The 20,107-nt window shown below is 62.0% G+C and carries 16 protein-coding genes; 15 read left to right on the top strand and 1 reads right to left on the bottom strand.

The genetic code is table 11. The features are described from left to right. Positions 1-256: 256 nt before the first annotated feature. From SINAR_RS0103730 to SINAR_RS0103700, 7 genes are all read left to right on the top strand, one after another. Positions 257-2,149, top strand: a complete 1,893-nt coding sequence (locus SINAR_RS0103730) for an ABC transporter ATP-binding protein (RefSeq protein ID WP_027997810.1) — start codon at positions 257-259, stop codon at positions 2,147-2,149. Next, the gene (locus SINAR_RS0103725; RefSeq protein ID WP_027997809.1) at positions 2,146-4,047 is read left to right on the top strand and encodes an ABC transporter substrate-binding protein; all 1,902 of its coding nucleotides are present in this window, start codon (positions 2,146-2,148) and stop codon (positions 4,045-4,047) included. Before SINAR_RS0103730 ends, SINAR_RS0103725 begins: the two co-directional genes overlap by 4 nt. A 1-nt stretch (position 4,048) precedes the next feature. After that, positions 4,049-5,047, top strand: coding sequence for an ABC transporter permease (locus SINAR_RS0103720; protein ID WP_027997808.1), 999 nt, complete (start codon positions 4,049-4,051; stop codon positions 5,045-5,047). Then, positions 5,044-6,219, top strand: coding sequence for an ABC transporter permease (locus SINAR_RS0103715; protein WP_027997807.1), 1,176 nt, complete (start codon positions 5,044-5,046; stop codon positions 6,217-6,219). Before SINAR_RS0103720 ends, SINAR_RS0103715 begins: the two co-directional genes overlap by 4 nt. A gap of 79 nt (positions 6,220-6,298) precedes the next feature. Further along, on the top strand, positions 6,299-7,513 hold the full coding sequence (locus SINAR_RS0103710; RefSeq protein WP_027997806.1) for a glycosyltransferase family protein: 1,215 nt from the start codon (positions 6,299-6,301) through the stop codon (positions 7,511-7,513). A 6-nt stretch (positions 7,514-7,519) separates the two neighbouring features. After that, positions 7,520-8,767 carry a glycosyltransferase family 4 protein gene (locus SINAR_RS0103705; protein ID WP_027997805.1) on the top strand — a complete coding sequence of 416 codons (1,248 nt, stop codon included), beginning with the start codon at positions 7,520-7,522 and terminating at the stop codon, positions 8,765-8,767. Further along, positions 8,749-9,915, top strand: coding sequence for a glycosyltransferase family protein (locus tag SINAR_RS0103700; protein ID WP_027997804.1), 1,167 nt, complete (start codon positions 8,749-8,751; stop codon positions 9,913-9,915). The genes SINAR_RS0103705 and SINAR_RS0103700 overlap by 19 nt, the downstream gene beginning before the upstream one ends. Here SINAR_RS0103700 and SINAR_RS1000000137300 read toward each other — a convergent pair. Further along, positions 9,912-10,586: a hypothetical protein gene (locus SINAR_RS1000000137300; RefSeq protein ID WP_027997803.1), complete on the bottom strand. Its 675-nt coding sequence runs from the start codon at positions 10,584-10,586 to the stop codon at positions 9,912-9,914. The two genes, SINAR_RS0103700 and SINAR_RS1000000137300, sit on opposite strands and share 4 nt — an antisense overlap. A gap of 286 nt (positions 10,587-10,872) precedes the next feature. On the opposite strand from SINAR_RS1000000137300, the gene SINAR_RS0103690 reads away from it, so the two are divergent. The 8 genes from SINAR_RS0103690 to SINAR_RS0103655 all read left to right on the top strand — a co-directional run bounded on the left by SINAR_RS0103690 (position 10,873) and on the right by SINAR_RS0103655 (position 20,102). Continuing rightward, positions 10,873-13,584 carry an ABC transporter ATP-binding protein gene (locus SINAR_RS0103690; RefSeq protein WP_027997802.1) on the top strand — a complete coding sequence of 904 codons (2,712 nt, stop codon included), beginning with the start codon at positions 10,873-10,875 and terminating at the stop codon, positions 13,582-13,584. 96 nt (positions 13,585-13,680) lie between these two features. Then, positions 13,681-14,145, top strand: coding sequence for a cyclic nucleotide-binding domain-containing protein (locus SINAR_RS0103685; protein ID WP_027997801.1), 465 nt, complete (start codon positions 13,681-13,683; stop codon positions 14,143-14,145). A 280-nt stretch (positions 14,146-14,425) separates the two neighbouring features. Then, positions 14,426-15,175 carry an FkbM family methyltransferase gene (locus SINAR_RS0103680; RefSeq protein WP_027997800.1) on the top strand — a complete coding sequence of 250 codons (750 nt, stop codon included), beginning with the start codon at positions 14,426-14,428 and terminating at the stop codon, positions 15,173-15,175. 156 nt (positions 15,176-15,331) lie between these two features. Further along, a complete protein-coding gene (locus SINAR_RS0103675; RefSeq protein WP_027997799.1) occupies positions 15,332-16,372 on the top strand; it encodes a LacI family DNA-binding transcriptional regulator in 1,041 nt (346 codons plus the stop codon). Then, positions 16,369-17,391 (top strand): ABC transporter substrate-binding protein, encoded by a 1,023-nt coding sequence (locus SINAR_RS0103670; RefSeq protein WP_027997798.1) that lies wholly within the window; start codon positions 16,369-16,371, stop codon positions 17,389-17,391. Before SINAR_RS0103675 ends, SINAR_RS0103670 begins: the two co-directional genes overlap by 4 nt. Before the next feature lie 86 nt (positions 17,392-17,477). Then, the gene (locus SINAR_RS0103665; protein WP_027997797.1) at positions 17,478-18,305 is read left to right on the top strand and encodes an ABC transporter permease; all 828 of its coding nucleotides are present in this window, start codon (positions 17,478-17,480) and stop codon (positions 18,303-18,305) included. Then, complete coding sequence (locus tag SINAR_RS0103660; RefSeq protein WP_027997796.1) at positions 18,302-19,081, top strand: ABC transporter permease; 780 nt, start codon at positions 18,302-18,304, stop codon at positions 19,079-19,081. The genes SINAR_RS0103665 and SINAR_RS0103660 overlap by 4 nt, the downstream gene beginning before the upstream one ends. Beyond that, positions 19,074-20,102, top strand: coding sequence for an ABC transporter ATP-binding protein (locus SINAR_RS0103655; protein WP_027997795.1), 1,029 nt, complete (start codon positions 19,074-19,076; stop codon positions 20,100-20,102). The genes SINAR_RS0103660 and SINAR_RS0103655 overlap by 8 nt, the downstream gene beginning before the upstream one ends. The last annotated feature ends 5 nt before the right edge of the window (positions 20,103-20,107 follow it).

Genomic DNA, 20,107 nt, shown 5'->3' with positions numbered 1-20,107 from the left:
TAACCTAGGCTACTGTTTTTCAGTGGCAAAAAGTTGCAGTGCGCCCGGCGGGGCGAGCAAACTTCGCTGTTAGGCTACTGCATGTTTCCGTCGATCCTAGCCGATCAAAAGGCAAAGGCATGCAGCGCTAAAGGGGGGCAGCGAGCTTTGCGCGTCCGATCAGACGCGGCGCTGCAGGAAATGGCTGCATGATTTTATTTGGGGGCGGCCTCGAGTTGGGATCGTGCAGGAGGGGTATTGAGGGAAGCGTGCTGCGATGACGTCAGGAGCGGACCTGCTGCGAGTTGAGGGTCTGCGGATCACATTCTCGGTGCTCGGCGGCGAGGTCGAAGCCGTCCGGGGAGCAAATTTCAGAATCCTGCCCGGGCGGGTTACAGCCCTCGTCGGCGAGTCGGGCTCAGGCAAGTCGGCGATCAGCCAGGCGATCATGGGCATCCTGCCGAGCGTGGCAAGTGTCGGCGGCCGGGTGCTGTTCAACGATCCCGAAGCCGAGGCGAAGCCCGTCGACCTGCTTTCGCTGGATACGGACGGGCGCGATATCCAGCAGATCCGCGGCGCACGCATCAGCAAGATATTCCAGGAGCCGATGACATCGCTGTCGCCGCTTCACACGATCGGCAACCAGATCTCCGAAGTGCTGAAGATCCATACGGACGTCGACAAGGCGGGGCGCCGCGAGAGGGCGGAGGAACTGCTCGGCTATGTCGGCTTTTCCAATCCGAAGCGGGCATACGACATGTATCCCTTCGAACTTTCCGGCGGCATGCGACAGCGCGCGATGATCGCGATGGCGCTGATCTGTCGTCCGGCACTGCTCATCGCGGACGAACCGACGACGGCACTCGACGTGACGGTTCAGGCGCAGATATTGCAGCTCCTGCGCGAGCTTCAAAGCAAGCTCAACATGGCCATGCTTCTGATCACCCACGATCTTGGGGTCGTGGCCAACATGGCCGACGAGGTGGTCGTTATCTACCATGGCGAGATCGTCGAGGCCGGACCTGTGGATGCGATCTTCCGCAATCCTCGGCATCCCTACCTCAAGGGTTTGATGGCTGCCGTGCCGCACTTCGACATGAAACCCGGCGAGCGGCTGAAGGCGTTGCGCGAGGTGCCGGTCAAGGCCGGCGCGATCGTCGGCGACCGCGAAGTCAGGAAAGCCGCGGGTCCCAATGTCCTCGTGTCCGTCCGCAACCTTTCGAAGACGTTTTCCACGCGCAGCTCCGGCTGGTTCGGCAGCGGCACCGCATATCGGCATCGCGCTGTCGACAATGTCAGCTTCGACATCCGCCGCGGCGAATGCCTGGGGCTCGTCGGCGAGAGCGGCTGCGGCAAGACGACCGTGAGCAAGATCCTGATGCGGGCTGTGACGCCTGATAAGGGGACGATCACCTTTGACGACGGGGACGGCGCGCTCGACGTTCTGAAGCTCGACGGTGGGGAACTCAAAGCTTTGCGGGCGAAGATCCAAATGGTCTTCCAGGATCCCGTCTCCTCGCTTTCGCCGCGCATGACGGTGAAGAACATCCTCAGCGAGCCGCTGGAGATTCACGGTCGAGGGACGCCGAAGTCACGCGAGGAACACGTTCGCGCCCTGTTGCAGTCGGTCGGGCTCGACCAGCGCTTCATCAATCGCTATCCCCACAGCTTCTCCGGCGGCCAAAGGCAGCGCATCGGAATTGCCCGGGCGCTCGCGCTCGTGCCGCAGCTTCTGATCTGCGATGAACCCGTTTCTGCGCTCGATGTTTCGGTGCAGGCGCAGATCCTGAATCTTCTCAAGGACTTGCAGAAAGAGCTCGGCCTGACGATGCTGTTCATCTCGCACAATCTCGCGGTGGTCGACTACATGGCCGACCGGATCGCGGTCATGTGCGCGGGCCGGATCGTGGAGCTGGCACCGCGTGAGGTGCTGATGCGCAATCCGGTCCACCCCTACACGAAGTCGCTCCTCGCCGCAGTTCCCTATCCCGACCTCGACCGTAAGCTCGACTTCGATTCCCTTCAGGCGAGCGGTGGATCGGACCAGCAGCGCTGGGGTGCGCAATTCTCCGACGGCGGCGAGAACGAAGCTCTTATTCCCGCCGATCTCGGTGGCGGGCATTATGTCCTCGCCCGCAGATCGGTGGATGCCAGGGAGTTACGCCGATGATCACCCGAAGAACTGCGCTCGGTATTCTCGCTTCGGCTGCATTTCCGAAAGCAATGCTTGCGGCGGCGGCGGGACCCGACGCGCTCGCCGCCCTCGTCCAGGAAGGCAAGCTTCCGCCCGTCGGCGAACGATTGCCGAAGACGCCGCGGGTGATCGATGTCGCAGCGATGGGACGCAAACCCGGCCGCCACGGCGGCACGATCCGCAGCCTGATCGGCAGTGCGAAGGACATTCGCCTGATGACGATCTACGGTTATACCCGCCTGGTCGGCTACGACGAGAAGCTCAATCTCCTGCCCGACATTCTCGAAAGCTACGAGACGGTCGAGGACCGCATCTTCACCTTCCATCTGCGCGAGGGCCACAAGTGGTCGGACGGCTCGCCGTTGACGGCCGAGGACTTCCGCTACTGCTTCGAAGACGTGCTCCTTAACGAGGATCTTACCCCGGCCGGCCTGCCGCCGGCGATGGTCATGGACGGACAGGCGGCGAAGTTCGAAATCGTAGACGAGCGAACGGTTCGCTATTCCTGGCCGAGGCCGAATCCGGTTTTCCTGCAGGAACTCGCCGCACCGCAGCCACTGGTCGTCGTCATGCCTTCGGCCTATCTTAAGCAATTCCACACGAAATATCAGGACGAGGACAAGCTGAAGGCGTTCCTGAAGGAGCAGCGGGTCAAAAAGTGGAGCCAGCTCCACATGCGCATGGCGCGCTCCTACCGGCCCGAGAATCCGGATCTGCCGACCCTCGACCCGTGGCGCAACACCACGCCCCTGCCGGCCGAACAATTCGTCTTCGAACGCAACCCCTACTACCACCGGGTGGACGAAAACGGCTTGCAGTTGCCTTATATCGACCGCTTCGTGCTCAGCGTCAGCTCGTCCTCGCTCATTCCGGCAAAGACCGGCACGGGCGAAAGCGACCTGCAGGCATATGGGATCGATTTCGTCGATTATACCTATCTCAAAGATGCGGAGAAACGGCACCCGGTCGAGGTGAAGCTCTGGAAGAAAACGTCGGGATCACGCCTGGCGCTGCTGCCGAACCTCAACTCTGCCGACCCGGTGTGGCGGCCGCTGCTCAGAGACGTGCGCGTCCGTCGTGCGCTGTCGCTTGCAATCGACCGTCGCGAAATCAACATGGCGGCCTTCTATGGGCTGACGAAGGAAAGCGCCGACACGGTGCTGCCGGAAAGTCCTCTCTTCCGGCCCGAATTCGCAAGTGCCTGGATCGCCCATGATCCGGAGCAGGCGAATGCACTGCTCGACGCGGCTGGATTGGCCAAGCGCGGCAGCGACGGAATCCGTATCCTTCCCGACGGCCGAAAGGCGCAGATCGTCGTAGAGACGGCCGGCGAAAGCACGCTCGATACCGATGTGCTGCAGCTCATAACCGATTACTGGCGCGAGATCGGCATTTCGCTCTTCATTCGCACCTCGCAGCGCGATACCTTCCGCAGCCGCGCGGTCGGCGGCGAGATCATCATGTCGATGTGGTTCGGCATCGACAACGGCGTGCCGACCGCGGACATGAGCCCCGCCCAGCTTGCACCGACGACAGACGACCAGCTGCAGTGGCCCGTCTGGGGATTGAACTATATGTCGCATGGCGAAATGGGCGAGGCGCCCGACCTTCCCCCGGTCGTCGAGCTCCTGGACCTGCTCAAGCGCTGGAGGCATTCCGCGGACGATGCCGAGCGGGCTGACATCTGGAGACAGATGTTGTCCATCTACACGGACCAGGTCTTCTCGATCGGGCTGGTCAACAGCTCGCTGCAGCCGATCCTCGTCACGAAGAAGCTGCGCAATTTCCCCGATGAGGGATTGTACGGTTTCGATCCGACGAGCTATCTCGGCGCCTACAAGCCCGACACCTTCTGGTTGGAACAGGACGACTGAGATGCTGCGATACATTCTCTGGCGCATCGCAGTCATGGTCCCGACGCTCCTCATCATCTCCGCGCTCGTCTTCACCATCATCGAGCTGCCCCCGGGCGACTATTTCGAAAGCTACATTGCTGAGATCAGGGCGCAGGGCGAAGGCGTCAACATGGAACAGATCGAGGCGCTGCGTAAGCAGTATGGCTTCGACCAGCCGCCGATCCTGCGCTATGTCCATTGGGTCGCGGGGATGCTCCAGGGCGATTTCGGCTATTCCTTCGAATATGAATTGCCGGTGAGCGAGGTCGTCGGCGAGCGCCTATGGCTCACGGTTCTGGTCTCCTTCGTCACCATCATCTTCACCTGGGTCATCGCCTTTCCGATCGGCATCTATGCTGCCACGCACCAGTACAGCTGGGGCGACTACGGCCTGTCGCTGATCGGCCTCATCGGCATCGCAGTCCCGAATTTCATGCTGGCCCTGGTCCTCATGTATTTCGCCAACATATGGTTTGGAACTTCGATCGGCCATTTGATGGACCAGAAGTATCTTTCCGAACCGATGAGTTGGGAAAAGGCGAAGTCGATACTGGAGCATATCTGGATCCCGGTCATCATCGTCGGCGCGGCCGGTACTGCCGGCATGATCCGGCGCCTCAGGGCCAATCTGCTTGACGAACTCCAGAAGCAATATGTCGTGACCGCCCGCGCCAAGGGGCTTTCGCCCACGCGGACCCTGCTCAAATATCCGCTGCGCATGGCGCTCAATTTCTTCATTTCGGACATCGGGTCGATCCTGCCGGCGATCATTTCGGGCGCGGAAATCACGGCGATCGTGCTGTCCCTCGAAACCACCGGACCGATGCTGATCAAGGCGCTGCAGAGCCAGGACATGTATCTCGCCGGGTCGTTCCTGATGTTCCTCGCGTTCCTCACCGTGATCGGAGTGCTGGTTTCCGATCTGGCGCTCGCCGTCCTCGATCCTCGAATTCGTCTGCAAGGCAGGAGCACAAAGTGACGTCACCGATCCCGGCGCCCGGCGAGCCCCTTCCGCACTACGTTTCGACCGCGCCCTTCGACCCCTATTCCGTGGAGGTCATGACCGAGGAGCAGGTGCGGGTGAACCAGGCATCGCAGCTGCGCCTGATGTGGTGGAAGTTCAAGCGCCACAAGATCGCGCTCGTCTCGGGCATCTTCCTCGCGGTGCTCTACGGCATGATCCTGATCTGCGAGTTTCTCGCGCCCTACGACCTGCACACGCGCAATGTCGATTTCATCTATGCGCCGCCGCAGAGCGTTCGCTTTTTCCACGAGGGTGAGTTCGTCGGCCCCTTCGTCTATGGGCGGACGATGACGCTTGACATGGATACGCTGAAGCGCAACTACGCGGACGATACGTCGGTCGTCGAGCCGATCCGGTTCTTCTGCCGCGGCGACGACTACCGTTTCTGGGGGTTGTTCGAAGGCAATCTGCATCTGGTTTGCCCGGCGGAGGGAGGGCAGCTTTTCCTCCTGGGCACGGACCGTCTCGGCCGCGACGTGCTGTCGCGGATCATCTACGGCGCGCGGATATCGCTGACGATCGGACTTCTCGGCATCACCGTCAGCTTCGTTCTCGGCATCGTCATCGGCGGGCTTGCCGGATATCATGGCGGGATCTTCGACCTTGTGGTCCAGAGACTGATCGAAGTCCTGCAGTCGATACCGAGCATTCCGCTCTGGCTCTCTCTGGCGGCGATCATGCCGGCGACATGGAGCCCGCTTCTCATCTATCTTGGCATCACCGTCATTCTCGGCCTGCTCGACTGGACCGGCCTGGCGCGCGCCGTGCGCTCGAAGCTGCTTGCACTCCGGGAGGAGGATTATGTCCTTGCCGCGCAGTTGATGGGCGCCAAAAGCGGACGCATCATAGGGCGCCACCTCGTTCCGGGTTTCATGTCCCATCTCATCGCCACGGCAACGATCTCCATACCCGGTATGATCCTCGGAGAAACGGCATTGAGCTTCCTCGGCCTCGGGCTACGTCCTCCGATAACCAGCTGGGGCATCCTGCTCACCGAGGCAAAGAGCGTCAGCGTCATTGCCTTCTATCCGTGGCTGCTTTTCCCCACGATCCCTGTCATTCTTGTGATATTGGCGTTCAACTTCCTGGGAGACGGGTTGCGCGACGCCGCCGATCCCTACAAATAAGCCCCGGTATCGCTGTTGGCTGCAAGCGATCGCTGCAATAGACTTCGACGGTTCTATCTTTGAGCGAAAGGTTTTTCGTATGACACGGCGCTTCGAGGATGCCCGCATCCTCATGTACAGCCACGATACCTTCGGGCTCGGCCATCTCAGACGCTGTCGCGCCATCGCCCATGCACTGGTGGAAGACTACAGCGGACTGCAGATACTGATCATATCCGGTGCGACCATCGCCGGCGCCTTCGATTATCGCGCCCGCGTCGACTTCGTGAAGATCCCGAGCGTCATAAAGCTCCGAAACGGCGAATATACCTCGCTGGACCGCCACATCGAGCTGCACGAGACGCTGAAAATGCGGCAGTCGATCATCCGTTCGACAGCGGAAACCTTCCGGCCGGATATTTTCGTCGTCGACAAGGAGCCGATGGGTCTGCGCGGCGAGGTGGAGGATACGCTCGCCTACCTGAAGACGCACGGCACCAGGCTGGTGCTTGGCCTACGCGAAATCATGGACGCGCCGCACCTCCTCGAAGAGGAATGGAAGCGGCGCGACACAATGCGCAAGATCGAACAATTCTACGATTCGATCTGGGTCTACGGGCCGCCGGACTTCTACGATCCGCTGGTCGGGCTCGATGTGCCGGGAGCCGTGCGCGACCGCATGAACTTCGTAGGTTTTCTGCAAAGGAGCGTTCCTCACGACGGGCTGCCCGGCCACAAGCCGGAAGGCGATTACATTCTGGTCACCACCGGCGGCGGCGGCGACGGAGCGGACCTCATCCATGACGTAATCCACGCCTATCAGGACGATCCCGAACTCACGCATAACGCGCTCGTCGTCCTCGGCCCCTATATGCCTGCAAAGCAGCGCAACAAGCTGATCAAGAAGGGAGGCAAGATCCCCTTCATCAAGATCATCGAGTTCGACAATCGCATGGAGGAGCTGATCGCCGGCGCCAAGGGCGTCGTATCGATGGGCGGTTACAACACCTATTGCGAGATCCTTTCCTTCGATAAGCCGGCTCTCATCGTGCCGCGCCTTCAGCCGCGGGAAGAACAGTTGATCCGTGCCCAGCGTGCCTCCGCACTCGGGCTCGTCGACATGCTGCTTCCTCAGGAGGCGGAAGAACCGCTACGCCTTGCTGCCGCCCTGAAGGCGCTGCCGCAGCGCGCGCCGCCGTCGCTCCGCGCCAATGGCCTGAGGCTGGAAGGGCTCGTCCACATATCCGACATCGTCGGCGAATGGCTCGATCACAGATCGATCGAGCATTTGGCCGTCGTGAAAAGATCGAACTGAAGACACGTGTCGCCGAAACCGAAGATTGCCGTCGTGCTGAAGGGTTATCCACGCCTTTCGGAAACGTTCATCGCCCAGGAACTGCTGGGCCTCGAAAAAGCAGGGCATGAGCTCGTCCTCATCGCCCTGCGCCGTCCGACCGACAGGAAACGCCATCCCGTCCATGACGAAATACGCGCGGCCGTCCATTACCTGCCTGAATATCTCCATGAGGAGCCGTGGCGCGTTTTCCGCGCCTTGGTGAAGACCGTCCCGAAGCCAGGCTTCCGGCGGGTGCTCGGGCAGTTCCTCCGGGACCTCGCGCGAGACGTTTCACGCAACCGCTTCCGCCGTCTTGGCCAGGCGCTGGTGCTTGTCACCGAATGGCCGGAAGACGCCGCGTGGCTTCATGCCCACTTCATTCACACGCCGGCCTCGGTAACGGACTATGCCAGCATGATCACCGGCATACCCTGGACTTGCTCCGCCCATGCAAAGGACATCTGGACCTCCGAGGATTGGGAGCTTTCGAGCAAGCTCGACCGGGCCCGCTGGACGGTGACCTGCACCCGAAGCGGCTATGAGCATCTGCGGGACCTGTCGAAGGACCAGACCCGGGTCCATCTGAGCTATCACGGCCTCGATCTCGATCGATTCCCGGGCTTCGAAGGCGAGCATTCCCGGCGCGACGGCTCGGATCCCGACGATCCGGTGCGCATCGTCAGCGTCGGGCGCGCCGTTCCCAAGAAGGGATACGACGTCCTCCTGAAGGCGCTGTCGTTGTTGCCTGCGGATCTCAACTGGCGCTTCGAGCATATCGGTGCGGGAGAGCTCACCGGCGGGCTCCGGAAGCTTGCCGCAAAGCTTGGCCTGGAGGATCGCATCCGCTGGCACGGGGCACTCGATCAGAAGGATGTTTTGGGCCGGTACCGCGAGGCCGACATCTTCGCGCTGGCCTGCCGGGTGGCGGCCAATGGTGACCGCGACGGCCTGCCGAATGTGCTCGTGGAGGCGTCGAGCCAGCGGCTTGCCTGTGTCTCGACTGCAGTCTCCGGCATTCCTGAATTGCTTGAAGATGGCAAAAACGGCCTGGTGGTGCCACCGGAAAGCCCGGAGCCTCTTGCCGCGGCACTCGAGCGGCTGATCCGCGACCCGGAGCTGCGCCGGCGGTTTGGCGCCGCGGGGGAACGGCGCGTGCGCAGCGAGTTCGACCACCACTCCAGCGTCCGTCAGTTGGTCGCGCTCTTCGAAAGCGAATGGAGAAGAAGTCCTTGAGGCCTCGCGTCTTTTTCTATGTGCAGCATCTTCTCGGTATAGGGCATCTGGCCCGCGCGAGCCGCATTGCCGGAGCGCTGGCCGAGCGGGATTTCGAGGTCACGATGGTGACCGGCGGCACGCCGGTGCCGGGCTTTCCGGGGGAAGGTGTGCAAACCGTCGCACTGCCGGCGGTGACCGCCGGCGACAAAGGATTTTCCGGGCTTGTCGACCGCGGCGGAAACCCGGTCACGGCCGCTTTGCAGGAGCACCGAAGGGATCTGCTCATCGAGGCCTTCCGTCGCACGGAACCGGACGTCGTCATCATCGAGGCCTTCCCCTTCGGGCGTCGTCAGATGCGGTTCGAACTGCTGCCGCTGCTCGCCGAAATTGCGGCGAGCGACCGGCCACCGCTCGTGGCGACATCGCTGCGCGACATTCTGCAGGAGAGGGTCAAGCCCGGAAGGGCCGAGGAGACCGTCGAACTCGTTAAAAACCATTTCGATCTCGTACTCGTTCACGGCGACCCCGGATTCGCCCGTATCGAGGAGACATTTCCCCTTGCGGGCGAAATCCGCGACAAGGTCGTCTATACGGGCCTCGTCGCCCCGCCGCCGCCGAATGAAGCGGCCGAGAAATTCGACATCGTGGTATCGGCGGGCGGAGGCGCTGTCGGCAGGGAGCTGATCGGCGCGGCGCTCGAGGCCGCGAAACTTCTGCCGAATGCACTTCGCTGGTGTCTGCTAACCGGCCCGAACCTGCCGCAGGCGGATTTCGATACATTCGCGGCCGCTGCTCCGGAGGGCGTCAGTCTCTTTCGTTTCCGGCAGGATTTCGGTGGGTTGCTCGGCGGTGCCCGCCTTTCCGTCTCGCAGGCCGGCTACAACACCGTGTGCGACATTCTGCGTGCCGGCTGCGCGTGCCTCCTCATCCCATTTACCGCCGGTGGCGAAACCGAACAGAGCACGCGGGCGGCACGGCTCGAACAGCTCGATCTCGCCGGCGTGCTGCCGGAGGAGGGGATCACGTCCGAGCTTCTGGCCGCGAAGGTGAGGGCGATGCTTGCACGGCCGAGGCCGGCCATCCCGCCGCTCGACCTCGACGGAGCCGCCGGAACGGCGAGGATCATCGGCGAGCGGCTTTCGTCGAGACAGTCCGTCAGGACTTAGACCGACCCGATCAGCATGAAGCGCGTGTATTTTTTCGTCGGCAGCGCTCCCGCGAAGTCGATCCGCGCGAGACGCGCCTGCGCTTGAAACTCCTCGAGCGACCCGACGCAGCTTATATGGGTGGGCTCGCTGAAGTAGTCGTTCGATTGCAGGAGGACGCGCGTGCCGGGCGAAAGGAGGTCCAGCCAGTTCCGCAGTTCGGCGATGTGCTCGCAGCTCGTGTTGATCAGCAGATCCGCATTCAGGGCGCGATAGTCGAGCGTGTGCATATCGGCCGTCATCGCATGGAATCTGTCGCCGAAGGTTGCATTGAGTGTGCGCGCGACCGGCTCAACCGCGGGATCGATGTCGCAGCTCACGGCGAATTCGATGTCGAAGCGCGAATCTTCGAGCAGCATGGCCGACAGAACGCCGTACCAGCCGCCGAGCACGATGACCCGGCGACAGTCTGCGCCGGTGCTCTCGAAGAGCTTGTCGCGGGCCCACATCTTGCAGTCGACCTGCTTGTGGTTGAAGGCGTTGGCGATGTTCGCTTGCGGATGCTTCGCAATGACCCTGGCTATGCCACCGACGAGCCTGCTGCCGGAATAGGCAGCCAGCCCCCGGGCAAGATCATGGGCGTTTTCGCGCCAATCTTCGGGAAGGTGCGGAGAGTGGCTGGCCTGCGTCATGCGGCTGTTGTAAGCTCACGGTCTGGCGAGCGCAAGCCGCCCGCCGGATGCGGGGCCGCAGGATCAAGTCGGAGGCAAGGGGCCTGGGTAACAACAGGCGGTGCTGCAGATCTGTCGGAGGCTTGACATGGCGCATCGCTTTGCTCTCATGCCGGGTGGTCACGATTTCGTGGAGGTAGCGCAGGCCCATTGACGATCAGACGGAGCGGCACCAAGTGCGGCGCTGTAGTCCGCCGGCAGAATCGCCGTGCGATCCCGAATTTCAGATAGGTCTCTTTACCGGCACATGGAACCACGTCTTTCCCGCTACATCTGGACTCACACCCGCAAGCAGCAGCTCTGGATATTGCTGGTCGTGGCGCTGTCGATGGTACCCTATTTCCTCTCCTTCGATCTGCCGAAGCAGATCGTCAACGGACCCATCCAGGGTGCAGGTTTCGACAGCCCCGAGGCGACCCAACCGTTCCTGCCGATTTCCTTCGATCTGCCGTTCTTCGGTGAGGTCAACCTCTTCTCGGGGTTCGATCTCGGCAGGGAAGGCATGCTGCTGGCCCTGAGCCTGGTGTTCCTGGTGCTCGTCATCATCAACGGGCTCTTCAAATTCTACATCAACACCTATAAGGGCCGGCTCGGCGAGCGGCTTCTGCGGCGCATCCGCTTCGAACTTATCGACCGGGTCCTGCGCTTCCCCCCCGGCCATCTCAAGCGCGTGAAGCCGGCCGAGATCTCGACCATGATCAAGGACGAGGTGGAGCCGATGGGCGGCTTCACGGGAGACGCCTTCGTGCAGCCCGCTCTTCTCGGCGGCCAGGCCCTGACGGCGCTGATCTTCATCCTCCTCCAGAGCTTCTGGCTGGGTATCATTGCCGCTGCGATCGTCGCGGTTCAGGCGGTCATCATCCCGCGCATGCGCCGGCGGCTGCTGGTGCTCGGGCGCGAACGCCAGCTGACGGCCCGCGAACTGTCGGGCCGCGTGAGCGAGATCGTCGACGGCATCGGTACGATCCGTGCCCACGATACGTCCAACTACGAGCGGGCCGACATCGCCGCGCGCCTCGGCCGGATATTCAAGATCCGCTACGACCTCTATCAGTGGAAGTTTCTGGTCAAATTCCTGAACAACTTCCTGGCCCAGGTCACGCCGTTCCTGTTCTATTCGATCGGCGGCTATTTTGCGCTTCAGGGCCGTCTCGATATCGGCCAGCTTGTCGCGGTCATCGGCGCCTACAAGGATCTTCCGGGCCCCTTGAAGGAATTGATCGATTGGGACCAGGTGCGTCAGGACGTGCAGGTCAAATATGCCCAGGTCGTCGAGCAATTCAGCGTCGAACCGCTGATAGACCCCAAGGTGCAGGCGATCTCCGTGCACCCGGCAACGCCGCTCACCGGAGCGCTGGCGGCCGTCAACCTTTCGGTCGCCGACGATGGCGGCTCGAAGGTCGTGGAGCATGTGTCGCTGCAGATCAGGCCCGCCGAAACGGTCGCGATTACCGGCGGCACGTCGGGGGGCGGCGAGGCGCTGGCCGAGGCTTTCGGCCGGCTGACCTGGCCTGCGACCGGACGGATCGTCATCGGCGACGCTGATATTCACGATCTGCCCGAAGCGGTGGTGGGTCGGCGCATCTCCTACGCCTCATCCGACGTCTTCGCCTTTCAGGGCAGTCTCGGCGACAACCTCCTCTACGGGCTCAAGCATGCTCCGTTGACGGAGGTGGTTTATGAGGGCGATCGGGAAGCTCACCGCAGATGGGAGTTGGTGGAGGCGAAGCTCGCCGGCAATCCGCATTACGACCTGAACAGCGACTGGATCGACTATGAGGCCGCCGGCGCGACCGGCCCGGACGACCTCTTCGCGAAAATCAGGGCTGTGCTCGACATCGTTCTATTGAGCAACGACGTCCTGGCATTGGCTGTCCGCTCGACCATCGATCCGACCGAGCACGAGGCTTTCGCCGGCGAGATCGTGGCGATGCGCAGTGCGCTTCGGCAACGGCTCGAGGCCGAGAAGCTCAGCGATCTCGTCGTCTTCTTCGAACCCGGTTCCTACAATATCGAGGCGACCGTCGGGGAGAACCTGCTCTTTGGGACGGTCACCGACAGCAACCGCTGGGAGATCGCGCTCGAGGATCATCCCTTCTTCAAGACCGTTCTGAAGCGGGCCGGCCTGCACGAGACCTTCTACCAAATGGGGCTCGAGATCGCCGAGAACGTCGTGGAACTGTTCCGCGACTTGCCGCCCGACCATCCGTTCTTCCAGCAACTCACCTTCATGACGGCCGAGGAAATACCCGCCTACGAGGCGCTTCTGCAGAAGGTGAGGGGAAGGCCGCTCGAAGAAGTGTCCGAGGACGATGCCATCAGGATCATCCGCCTCTGCTTCGGCTATATCGAGCCGCGGCATCGTTTCGGTCTGCTGACGGACGATCTCATGCGCAAGATCGTCGAGGCGCGGCGTGAGTTCAGCGATGGACTTCCGGCCGACCTCGTCGGAATTATCGAGCACTATCAGCCGGACCGCTACATGGCCTCGGCGACGATCATTGATAACGTGCTCTTCGGGCGCATCGGGCACAAACATACGGACGGCTCGGAGCGGATACGCGCAATCGTGCGCGACCTTTTCGAGTCGCTCGGGCTCTACAACAAGGTGCTTGTGTTCGGGCTGGACTTCGACGTCGGCGCCGGCGGCAAGCGGCTGACGTCCGGCCAGCGCCAGAAGCTCAATCTCGCGCGTGCCTTGATCCGGGTCTCGGATTTCTACATCTTCAATCAGCCGCTTCTGGCGCTCGATCAGCGCACGCAGGACCAGATCACCCGGAAGGCCTTTGCCTTCCTGAGGGAAGGTGAGCGCAAGCCCGCCATATTGTGGGTTCTTGCCAATCAGGACCTGGCGGAACTCTTCGACCGCGTTGCGCATTTCGAAAACGGACGGTTGGTGCGCGACGAACCGGTGGAAACGCGCTCAAAAGACAGCGACTACAAGGAACTGGCATCTTGATGTAATATTGTCGTCAGGAGGCAAGCATATGTTCCCGCCGGCACGGGTTAGGACCTGTTTGCACCAACCGCGACGCATTCGGAGACATGGACTGTTATGCTCCTAAAAGATGAAGTGGAAATGCTGCGCCGGATAACGTTGTTTTCCGGCTTACCGCCTGCGAAGCTCAAGCTTCTGGCCTTCACCTCCGATCGGGTGATGTACAGCGCGGGAGAAGATCTGTTTCATCAGGGGGACATCGGCGACGCTGCCTACGTGATCCTGTCGGGCAATGCGGATGTGCTCGTATCGACGTCGAACGGACAGCTGAAAGTAGCCGAAGTGGAGCAGAATTCGATCGTCGGCGAGATCGCCATTCTCTGCAATACGCCGCGCACGGCAACGGTCAAGACCACCACTCCACTCGAGGCACTGCGCATCCGGAAGGACGATTTCCTGAAATTATTGGCTGATTTCCCGGAGATGGCAGTGGAGATCATGCGGGTGCTCGCCGACCGCCTCAGCCAGACGACTTCCGAGTTGACGGAGGCGCGCAGCCGCGCCCAGAGGGCAGAGGCCTGAGCCTCATCCGCCCATTTCTCAGTCCCGCGACTTCCTCCCGGAAAACGGTCCCGATTATGAGATCATGTGCTGCTGCATGTTTCCTTTGATCGTAATCGGTTGAAGGGCAATGCAGCAGATCAACGCGCTGCTGCGACCTTTGCGCGTCTGATAAGGGGCGCGGCGCTGTAGAGAGCCTTTTCGCCCCGATGGATCGGAACGGTGGTCCCGTTCTCATTTACCGCATTTTCTTCACGCGAACCGGTTTCCACTTCGCTGGAAAATGCTCTAGAGAAGCGCGATGCGCGCCATAACCTATTTCCAGAGAACCGTTTATTTCCCAGACAAGCCGGAAAAGGCGCGCTTCTTTTGCCGTTTGCAGGCCGGTCAGTGGGAGCCCGGAACTTTTCGCAACCTCGCGCGCTTCGTCGACGGCAGCACGACCTATATCGATATAGGCGGCTGGATCGGGGTCACGCCCTATTGGGCGGCCCAGACTGCCGACAACGTTATTGTCGTCGAACCTGATCCGGTCTGTTTCGGCATTCTCGCAGAGATGAAAAGCGCCAACACCGGTGAGGTCGAACTGGTCAACGCCGCCCTTTCGCAGGACGAATGTCTCGTTCTCAATTCGGTGGGCGGCGGTTTCGGGAGTTCGGAAACGTCGGCGCTCATCGCCGACGACACCGGCATGTCGATCGAGGCAAAGACGATCACCATTCCTGAGCTTCAGGCGATGGCAAGGACCGACCGGCTCTGCTTCAAGATCGATATCGAGGGTTACGAATACAAAGTTCTCGAGCAGTTTCGGGCGATCGACCGGAAGAGGACCGCGGGCGTGCTTCTCGCCGTACACCCGCAGATCCTGGCGGCGTCGCTCTCCGGACCCGCCGTCCTGCGCTTGATCAGGACTGCGGCGGCGACCTTCCGCCTTGTCCGAAGCATGCGCGGCTTCCGATTGGAGAACCCGTCGGCGCTCTTGAGAGCGATCCGCAAATCGGTCTCCAGAGGCGAACTCAGGGGCTTCGACCTGCTCTTCGTCGCGCGTTGAGGGCGGCGCCCGGGTGCTGAGCCGTTTCCGCACCCACGGATGGGTGATCTCTGTGGGCTCGCCTCAGATCTGCGGCAAAAAAGATTCGACAGGCACGAACGGCTGATGTATCGCTGCTTAATCGTTTAATCATCCGTTGCGGCGGAGGACAAGGCCTTGGCACGTTCCGGACCCAAACTGACGAGGATCGCCACCACTCTTGGCGTCTCCGCGGCGACGGTCTCCAATGCGCTCTCCGGCAAGGGGCGCGTTTCCGCGGAACTTGCCGAGAGAATCCGCTCGATCGCGGCCGAGATCGGATACGTGCCCAGCCAGGCTGGAAGGGCGCTCAGGACCGGCAGGAGCGCCGTCATTGGACTGGTTCTGCCCGATATCAGCAATCCGCTCTTTCCCCAGATCGCCCAGGCAATCGAGTATGCGGCATCTTCGGCCGGCTACGGCGTCCTGATCGCCGATTCCCGCGGCGACGTCACCGTGCAGACGAGGGCGATCGAACGGCTCATAGAGCGGGGCGTCGACGGCATGGTCATCGTGCCGCGTCGCGGCACCCGGATTGCCGACGTCGGTTGCCCGGTCGCAGTCGTGGACACGCCGTCGACGCCTGGAAACACCGTGGCGGCGGACCATTGGGATGGCGGAAGGCAGATCGCCGAGCATCTGGTCGGCCTCGGCCACAGGCGCCTGCTGATCATCGGCAACAACCCTGCGTCAAACGTGCAGAACGATCGCGTCGGCGGCCTTCGCTCGGGCGCGCGCGAAGGCGTGCAAACGGAGACGCTGTGGATCGAACGACTGGAGCAGATACACGGCAAGGGCTGCTCGCTCGGGCTCGCCCGCAAGGTGGCGGAAGGGGTAACGGCCTTTGCGGCCGTCTCCGACCTTCATGCGCTGCGCGCGCTCACGGAGCTGCAACGCGCCGGCATCCATGTCCCCGAGCAGGCGAGCGTCACCGGGTTCGACGACCTGATCTGGTCGCCGGTGGTGACGCCGGCGCTGACCACGATCCGGATGGATATGGAGCGTATCGCGACGCTCGCCGTCGAGGCGCTGGTGCAGGCGATCGGTTCCCGCGAAACTGGATCTCCATCCGACGGCGCGCCCGTCGCCGCCACCATATCGAAAGTGCCCATGCAGCTCGTCGTTCGCCAGTCCTCGGCGACGCCACCACTTGTCAGCGAAGGAGAACCGCAGCCATGAACAAAATCCTGCTCGCCTCGAGCGCGCTCCTCCTGATCGGCGCCCATGCCGCGTCCGCTCAGGAGAAGACCCTGACCATCTCCGTCTACGGCTTCGCCCAGGACGCGTTCAAGGAACTGGTCTATGATCCCTTCGAGGCCAAGTGCGGCTGCAAGCTCGTCGTCGAAACGGGCAACAGCGTCGAACGCCTTGCCAAGATGGAAGCCAACAAGGCGAATCCGGTCGTGGACATGGCGGTCGTTTCCATGGCGGATGCGCTTTCCGCTACACGCTCCGGCCTGATCGACAAGATCGATACATCGAAGCTTGGCAATTTCGACAAGCTCTACGACGTCGCCAAGGACCCGAACGGCGACGGCATGAGCATCGGCTACACCTTCTACGCCACCTCGATCGTCTATCGATCCGACAAGGTGGAAGTCACGTCCTGGGCCGACTTGCTCGGCGACAAACTCGCCGGCCACGTGGCACTCCCGAACGTAACGACCAACCAGGGGCCGCCGACGCTATACATGATCGGTGAAGCGCTGGGCCAGAATACGCCGGACCTCAAGGCGGCGATTGCGGCCGTTGGCGAGAAGAAGGACGATATCGTCACGTTCTACGTCAAATCCTCGCAGCTCGTGCAGTTGATGCAGCAGGAGGAAATCTGGGCGGCGCCCATCGGCCGGTTCTCCTGGGAAGGCTTCACCAAGATGGACCTGCCGATCAAGTGGGCGACTCCGAAGGAAGGTCAGACCGGCGGCATGAACGTCATGGTCCTGACCAAGGGCTCCAAGAACCAGGATCTGGCACTTCAGTTCATGGACTTCTGGTTGTCGACGGAAATTCAGACGGCGCTCGCCGAAAAGCTCGTCGACAGCCCGGCCAACAAGGAAGTGAAGGTTTCGCCGGAGATCGCTGAGAATCTGACCTACGGGGAAGAAACGGTCAAGAACCTGAAGCTCATCCCGTCGGCAGTGGCACTCGACAACCGGGACGTCTGGCTGTCCGAGTGGAACGCCAAGGTTGGTCAGTAAGTCCGAGGTCCTGTCCTTGCGTGACGCCTGACCTGTTGGCGTCGCGCCCCTTTTCAACTGCGGCATTCCCGCGGAAAGGTTTCGAGATGTTCCACAACCGGGCCGAGGCGCTGGCGCTAGCCTTGCCGGCGGCCGTATTCGCCGCCGTCGTCTTTCTGGCGCCGGTTGTCATCCTGCTCGCCGAAGGCTTCCGCAATGCTGATGGCTGGTCCGTATCCGCCTATACCGGCTTCCTTTCCGATCCGCTTAATCGGACGGTGTTCCTGCGCACGCTGAGGCTCGGCGCGACGGTAACCGTGGTCGCTGCCGTCATCGGCTATGCCGCAGCCTTTGCGATCGTCAACCTGCCGCCGAAAGGCAAGGGCCGGATGATCGGTCTCGTGGTGCTGCCGCTGATGATATCGCCGGTCGCGCGCACCTATGCCTGGATCGTCATTCTGGGGAGGACCGGGATCGTCAATCAGGCACTGACGAGCGTCGGCCTTACGGACGAACCGGTGCGCTTCCTCTTCACGGAGACGGCGGTCTTCGTCGGGCTTCTGCAACTTTTCCTGCCGCTGATGATCCTGGCGCTGATCAGCGCGCTCGAAAACATGCCGAAGGATGCGATCCCCGCCGCGCGGGTACTCGGCGCCAACTGGTTCCAAGTCTTCTGGAAGGTCATTCTGCCGCTCACGAAGGAAGGTCTGGTCATCGGCGGAACGCTCGTCTTCACCGGCTCCCTGACGGCCTATATCACGCCGGCGATCCTCGGAGGCTCCAAGGTCCTGATGCTGGAGACGCTGCTTTATCAACGCGTGACCGTTGCCAATGATTTCGTCTCTGCAAGCGTCATCGCCTTCATTCTGATCGTCATGAGCTTCGCAGCCAACCTTCTCTTGAAGCGGCTCGCCACCGCGAGGAGCAAGCGATGAATTCCCGTCTCTTCCCGGCAGCGGTGCTCGTTCTCGTCACCGCTTTTCTGATCGGCCCCTTCTTCATCATCGTCGCGGCATCCCTGTCCGGGGGCGAAACGCTTGCCTTTCCGCCGCAAGGCCTGTCGCTGAAGTGGGTCGCGAAGGTTTTCGCGGTCGAGAGTTTCCGAGAGAGCTTCGCCATGTCGATGCTGCTTGCCATCGGCGGGACGGCCACAGCACTCATCCTAGGGATCCCGGCATCCTACGCGCTTTCGCGCTACCGGCTGCCCTTCGGCGAAACGGTTCGCACGGTGGTCGCCCTGCCGATCATCGTGCCCGGCATCATTGTCGGCCTGGCGCTGCTGCGCTATCTCGTCGTTCCGTTCGGCTTCAACATCACGCTCGCGCTCTTCCTCGCTCACACGGCGCTCGTGTTGCCCTATGCGGTGCGCGTCGTCTCGGCGAGCCTCAACAATCTGCGCTCCGATATCGAGGAGGCCGCGGTGCTGCTCGGTTCCTCGCGTGCCGGCGCCTTTTTCCGGGTGGTCATGCCGAATATCCGCAGCGGCATTCTCGCCGCCTTCATTCTCGGCTTCGTCACCAGTTTCAATCAGGTGCCGGTTTCGCTTTTCCTTTCCGGCCCCGGCGTACGCACGCTGCCGATCGACATGCTCTCCTATATGGAGATCACCTATGACCCCTCGGTCGCGGCGCTGTCGGCGCTGCTTGCCTTCTTGTCCATCGGCATCGTCTTCCTCGCCGAGCGTTTCCTAGGATTTTCCCGCTATGTCTGATCCCGCCTTCCTCAGCCTCGAAAAACTGACGCTCGCCTATGGCGACACCGTCGCGGTGAAGGATCTCGACCTATCGATCCGGAAAGGCGAGCTGGTCGCGTTTCTCGGGCCTTCGGGCTGCGGCAAGACGACGACGATGCGATCCATCGCCGGCCTGCTGAAGCCGCAATCGGGCCGTATCGGCCTGGACGGTGCCGACATCACCCGCGTCGCTGCGAACAGGCGATCCGTCGGTCTGGTCTTCCAGTCCTATGCGCTTTTCCCGCATCTTACCGTCTTCGAGAATGTCGCCTTCGGTTTGCGACTGAAGGGTCTCTCCGGAGCGGATCTCGAAAACCGGGTAAGTGCCGGCCTGAAATCCGTAGGGCTGACGAGCTTTGCCGACCGGAAGCCGGCAGAGCTTTCCGGCGGCCAGCAGCAGCGCGTGGCACTTGCGCGCAGCATGGTGATGGAGCCGAAGGTGCTCCTTCTCGATGAACCGCTTTCGAATCTGGACGCGCGGCTGAGGCTCGAGATGCGCACGGAGTTGCAGCGGGTTCAGAGGGAAACCGGTGTCACGATGATCTTCGTCACCCATGATCAGGGCGAGGCGCTGTCACTGGCCGACCGCATCGTCGTCATGCTGAACGGTGCGATCGAGCAGATTGGCACGCCCGAGGAGATTTATAACCGGCCGGCTTCCGCCTTCGTGGCCGATTTCGTCGGCTTCGAGAACATCTTTGCCGTGGAAAGCGGCAAACTTCGCGCCGGAAACGGCCCGATCGAGCTTGCCGGGTCTTTGCCGCATGATGCGGCGGGGCTGGCTTGGCGTCCGCGCATGGTGACCCTGGGGTCAGGTCCTTTCCAGGGCACCGTGCGCGGGGCCTCTTTTTCCGGCAGCACGCGCGAATACCTGCTCGATACGCCGCTCGGCGCCGTCAAGGCCGAAGTCGATGCGGCCGTACCGGCACACGCCGCCGGCACCACGCTCGCCTTCGATCTGCCGGTCGAAAGGGCCGCGAAGCTGGAAAGGTTCAATTGATCCGC

Source organism: Sinorhizobium arboris LMG 14919, assembly GCF_000427465.1.
In the GTDB taxonomy this organism is placed as follows: domain Bacteria; phylum Pseudomonadota; class Alphaproteobacteria; order Rhizobiales; family Rhizobiaceae; genus Sinorhizobium; species Sinorhizobium arboris.
The sequence above is the reverse complement of the archived record's forward strand: the minus strand, read 5'-3'. Positions and strand labels throughout refer to the sequence as shown.

What these genes read in the sequence shown, in the direction of transcription:
- SINAR_RS0103710 (WP_027997806.1), top strand. Translation starts at nt 6,299, where the DNA reads ATGACACGGCGCTTCGAGGATGCCCGCATCCTCATGTACAGCCACGAT.
- SINAR_RS0103720 (WP_027997808.1), top strand. Translation starts at nt 4,049, where the DNA reads ATGCTGCGATACATTCTCTGGCGCATCGCAGTCATGGTCCCGACGCTC.
- SINAR_RS0103655 (WP_027997795.1), top strand. Translation starts at nt 19,074, where the DNA reads ATGTCTGATCCCGCCTTCCTCAGCCTCGAAAAACTGACGCTCGCCTAT.
- SINAR_RS0103685 (WP_027997801.1), top strand. Translation starts at nt 13,681, where the DNA reads ATGCTCCTAAAAGATGAAGTGGAAATGCTGCGCCGGATAACGTTGTTT.
- SINAR_RS0103725 (WP_027997809.1), top strand. Translation starts at nt 2,146, where the DNA reads ATGATCACCCGAAGAACTGCGCTCGGTATTCTCGCTTCGGCTGCATTT.
- SINAR_RS0103660 (WP_027997796.1), top strand. Translation starts at nt 18,302, where the DNA reads ATGAATTCCCGTCTCTTCCCGGCAGCGGTGCTCGTTCTCGTCACCGCT.
- SINAR_RS0103700 (WP_027997804.1), top strand. Translation starts at nt 8,749, where the DNA reads ATGGAGAAGAAGTCCTTGAGGCCTCGCGTCTTTTTCTATGTGCAGCAT.
- SINAR_RS0103690 (WP_027997802.1), top strand. Translation starts at nt 10,873, where the DNA reads ATGGAACCACGTCTTTCCCGCTACATCTGGACTCACACCCGCAAGCAG.
- SINAR_RS0103680 (WP_027997800.1), top strand. Translation starts at nt 14,426, where the DNA reads ATGCGCGCCATAACCTATTTCCAGAGAACCGTTTATTTCCCAGACAAG.
- SINAR_RS0103730 (WP_027997810.1), top strand. Translation starts at nt 257, where the DNA reads ATGACGTCAGGAGCGGACCTGCTGCGAGTTGAGGGTCTGCGGATCACA.
- SINAR_RS1000000137300 (WP_027997803.1), bottom strand. Translation starts at nt 10,586, where the DNA reads ATGACGCAGGCCAGCCACTCTCCGCACCTTCCCGAAGATTGGCGCGAA.
- SINAR_RS0103665 (WP_027997797.1), top strand. Translation starts at nt 17,478, where the DNA reads ATGTTCCACAACCGGGCCGAGGCGCTGGCGCTAGCCTTGCCGGCGGCC.
- SINAR_RS0103670 (WP_027997798.1), top strand. Translation starts at nt 16,369, where the DNA reads ATGAACAAAATCCTGCTCGCCTCGAGCGCGCTCCTCCTGATCGGCGCC.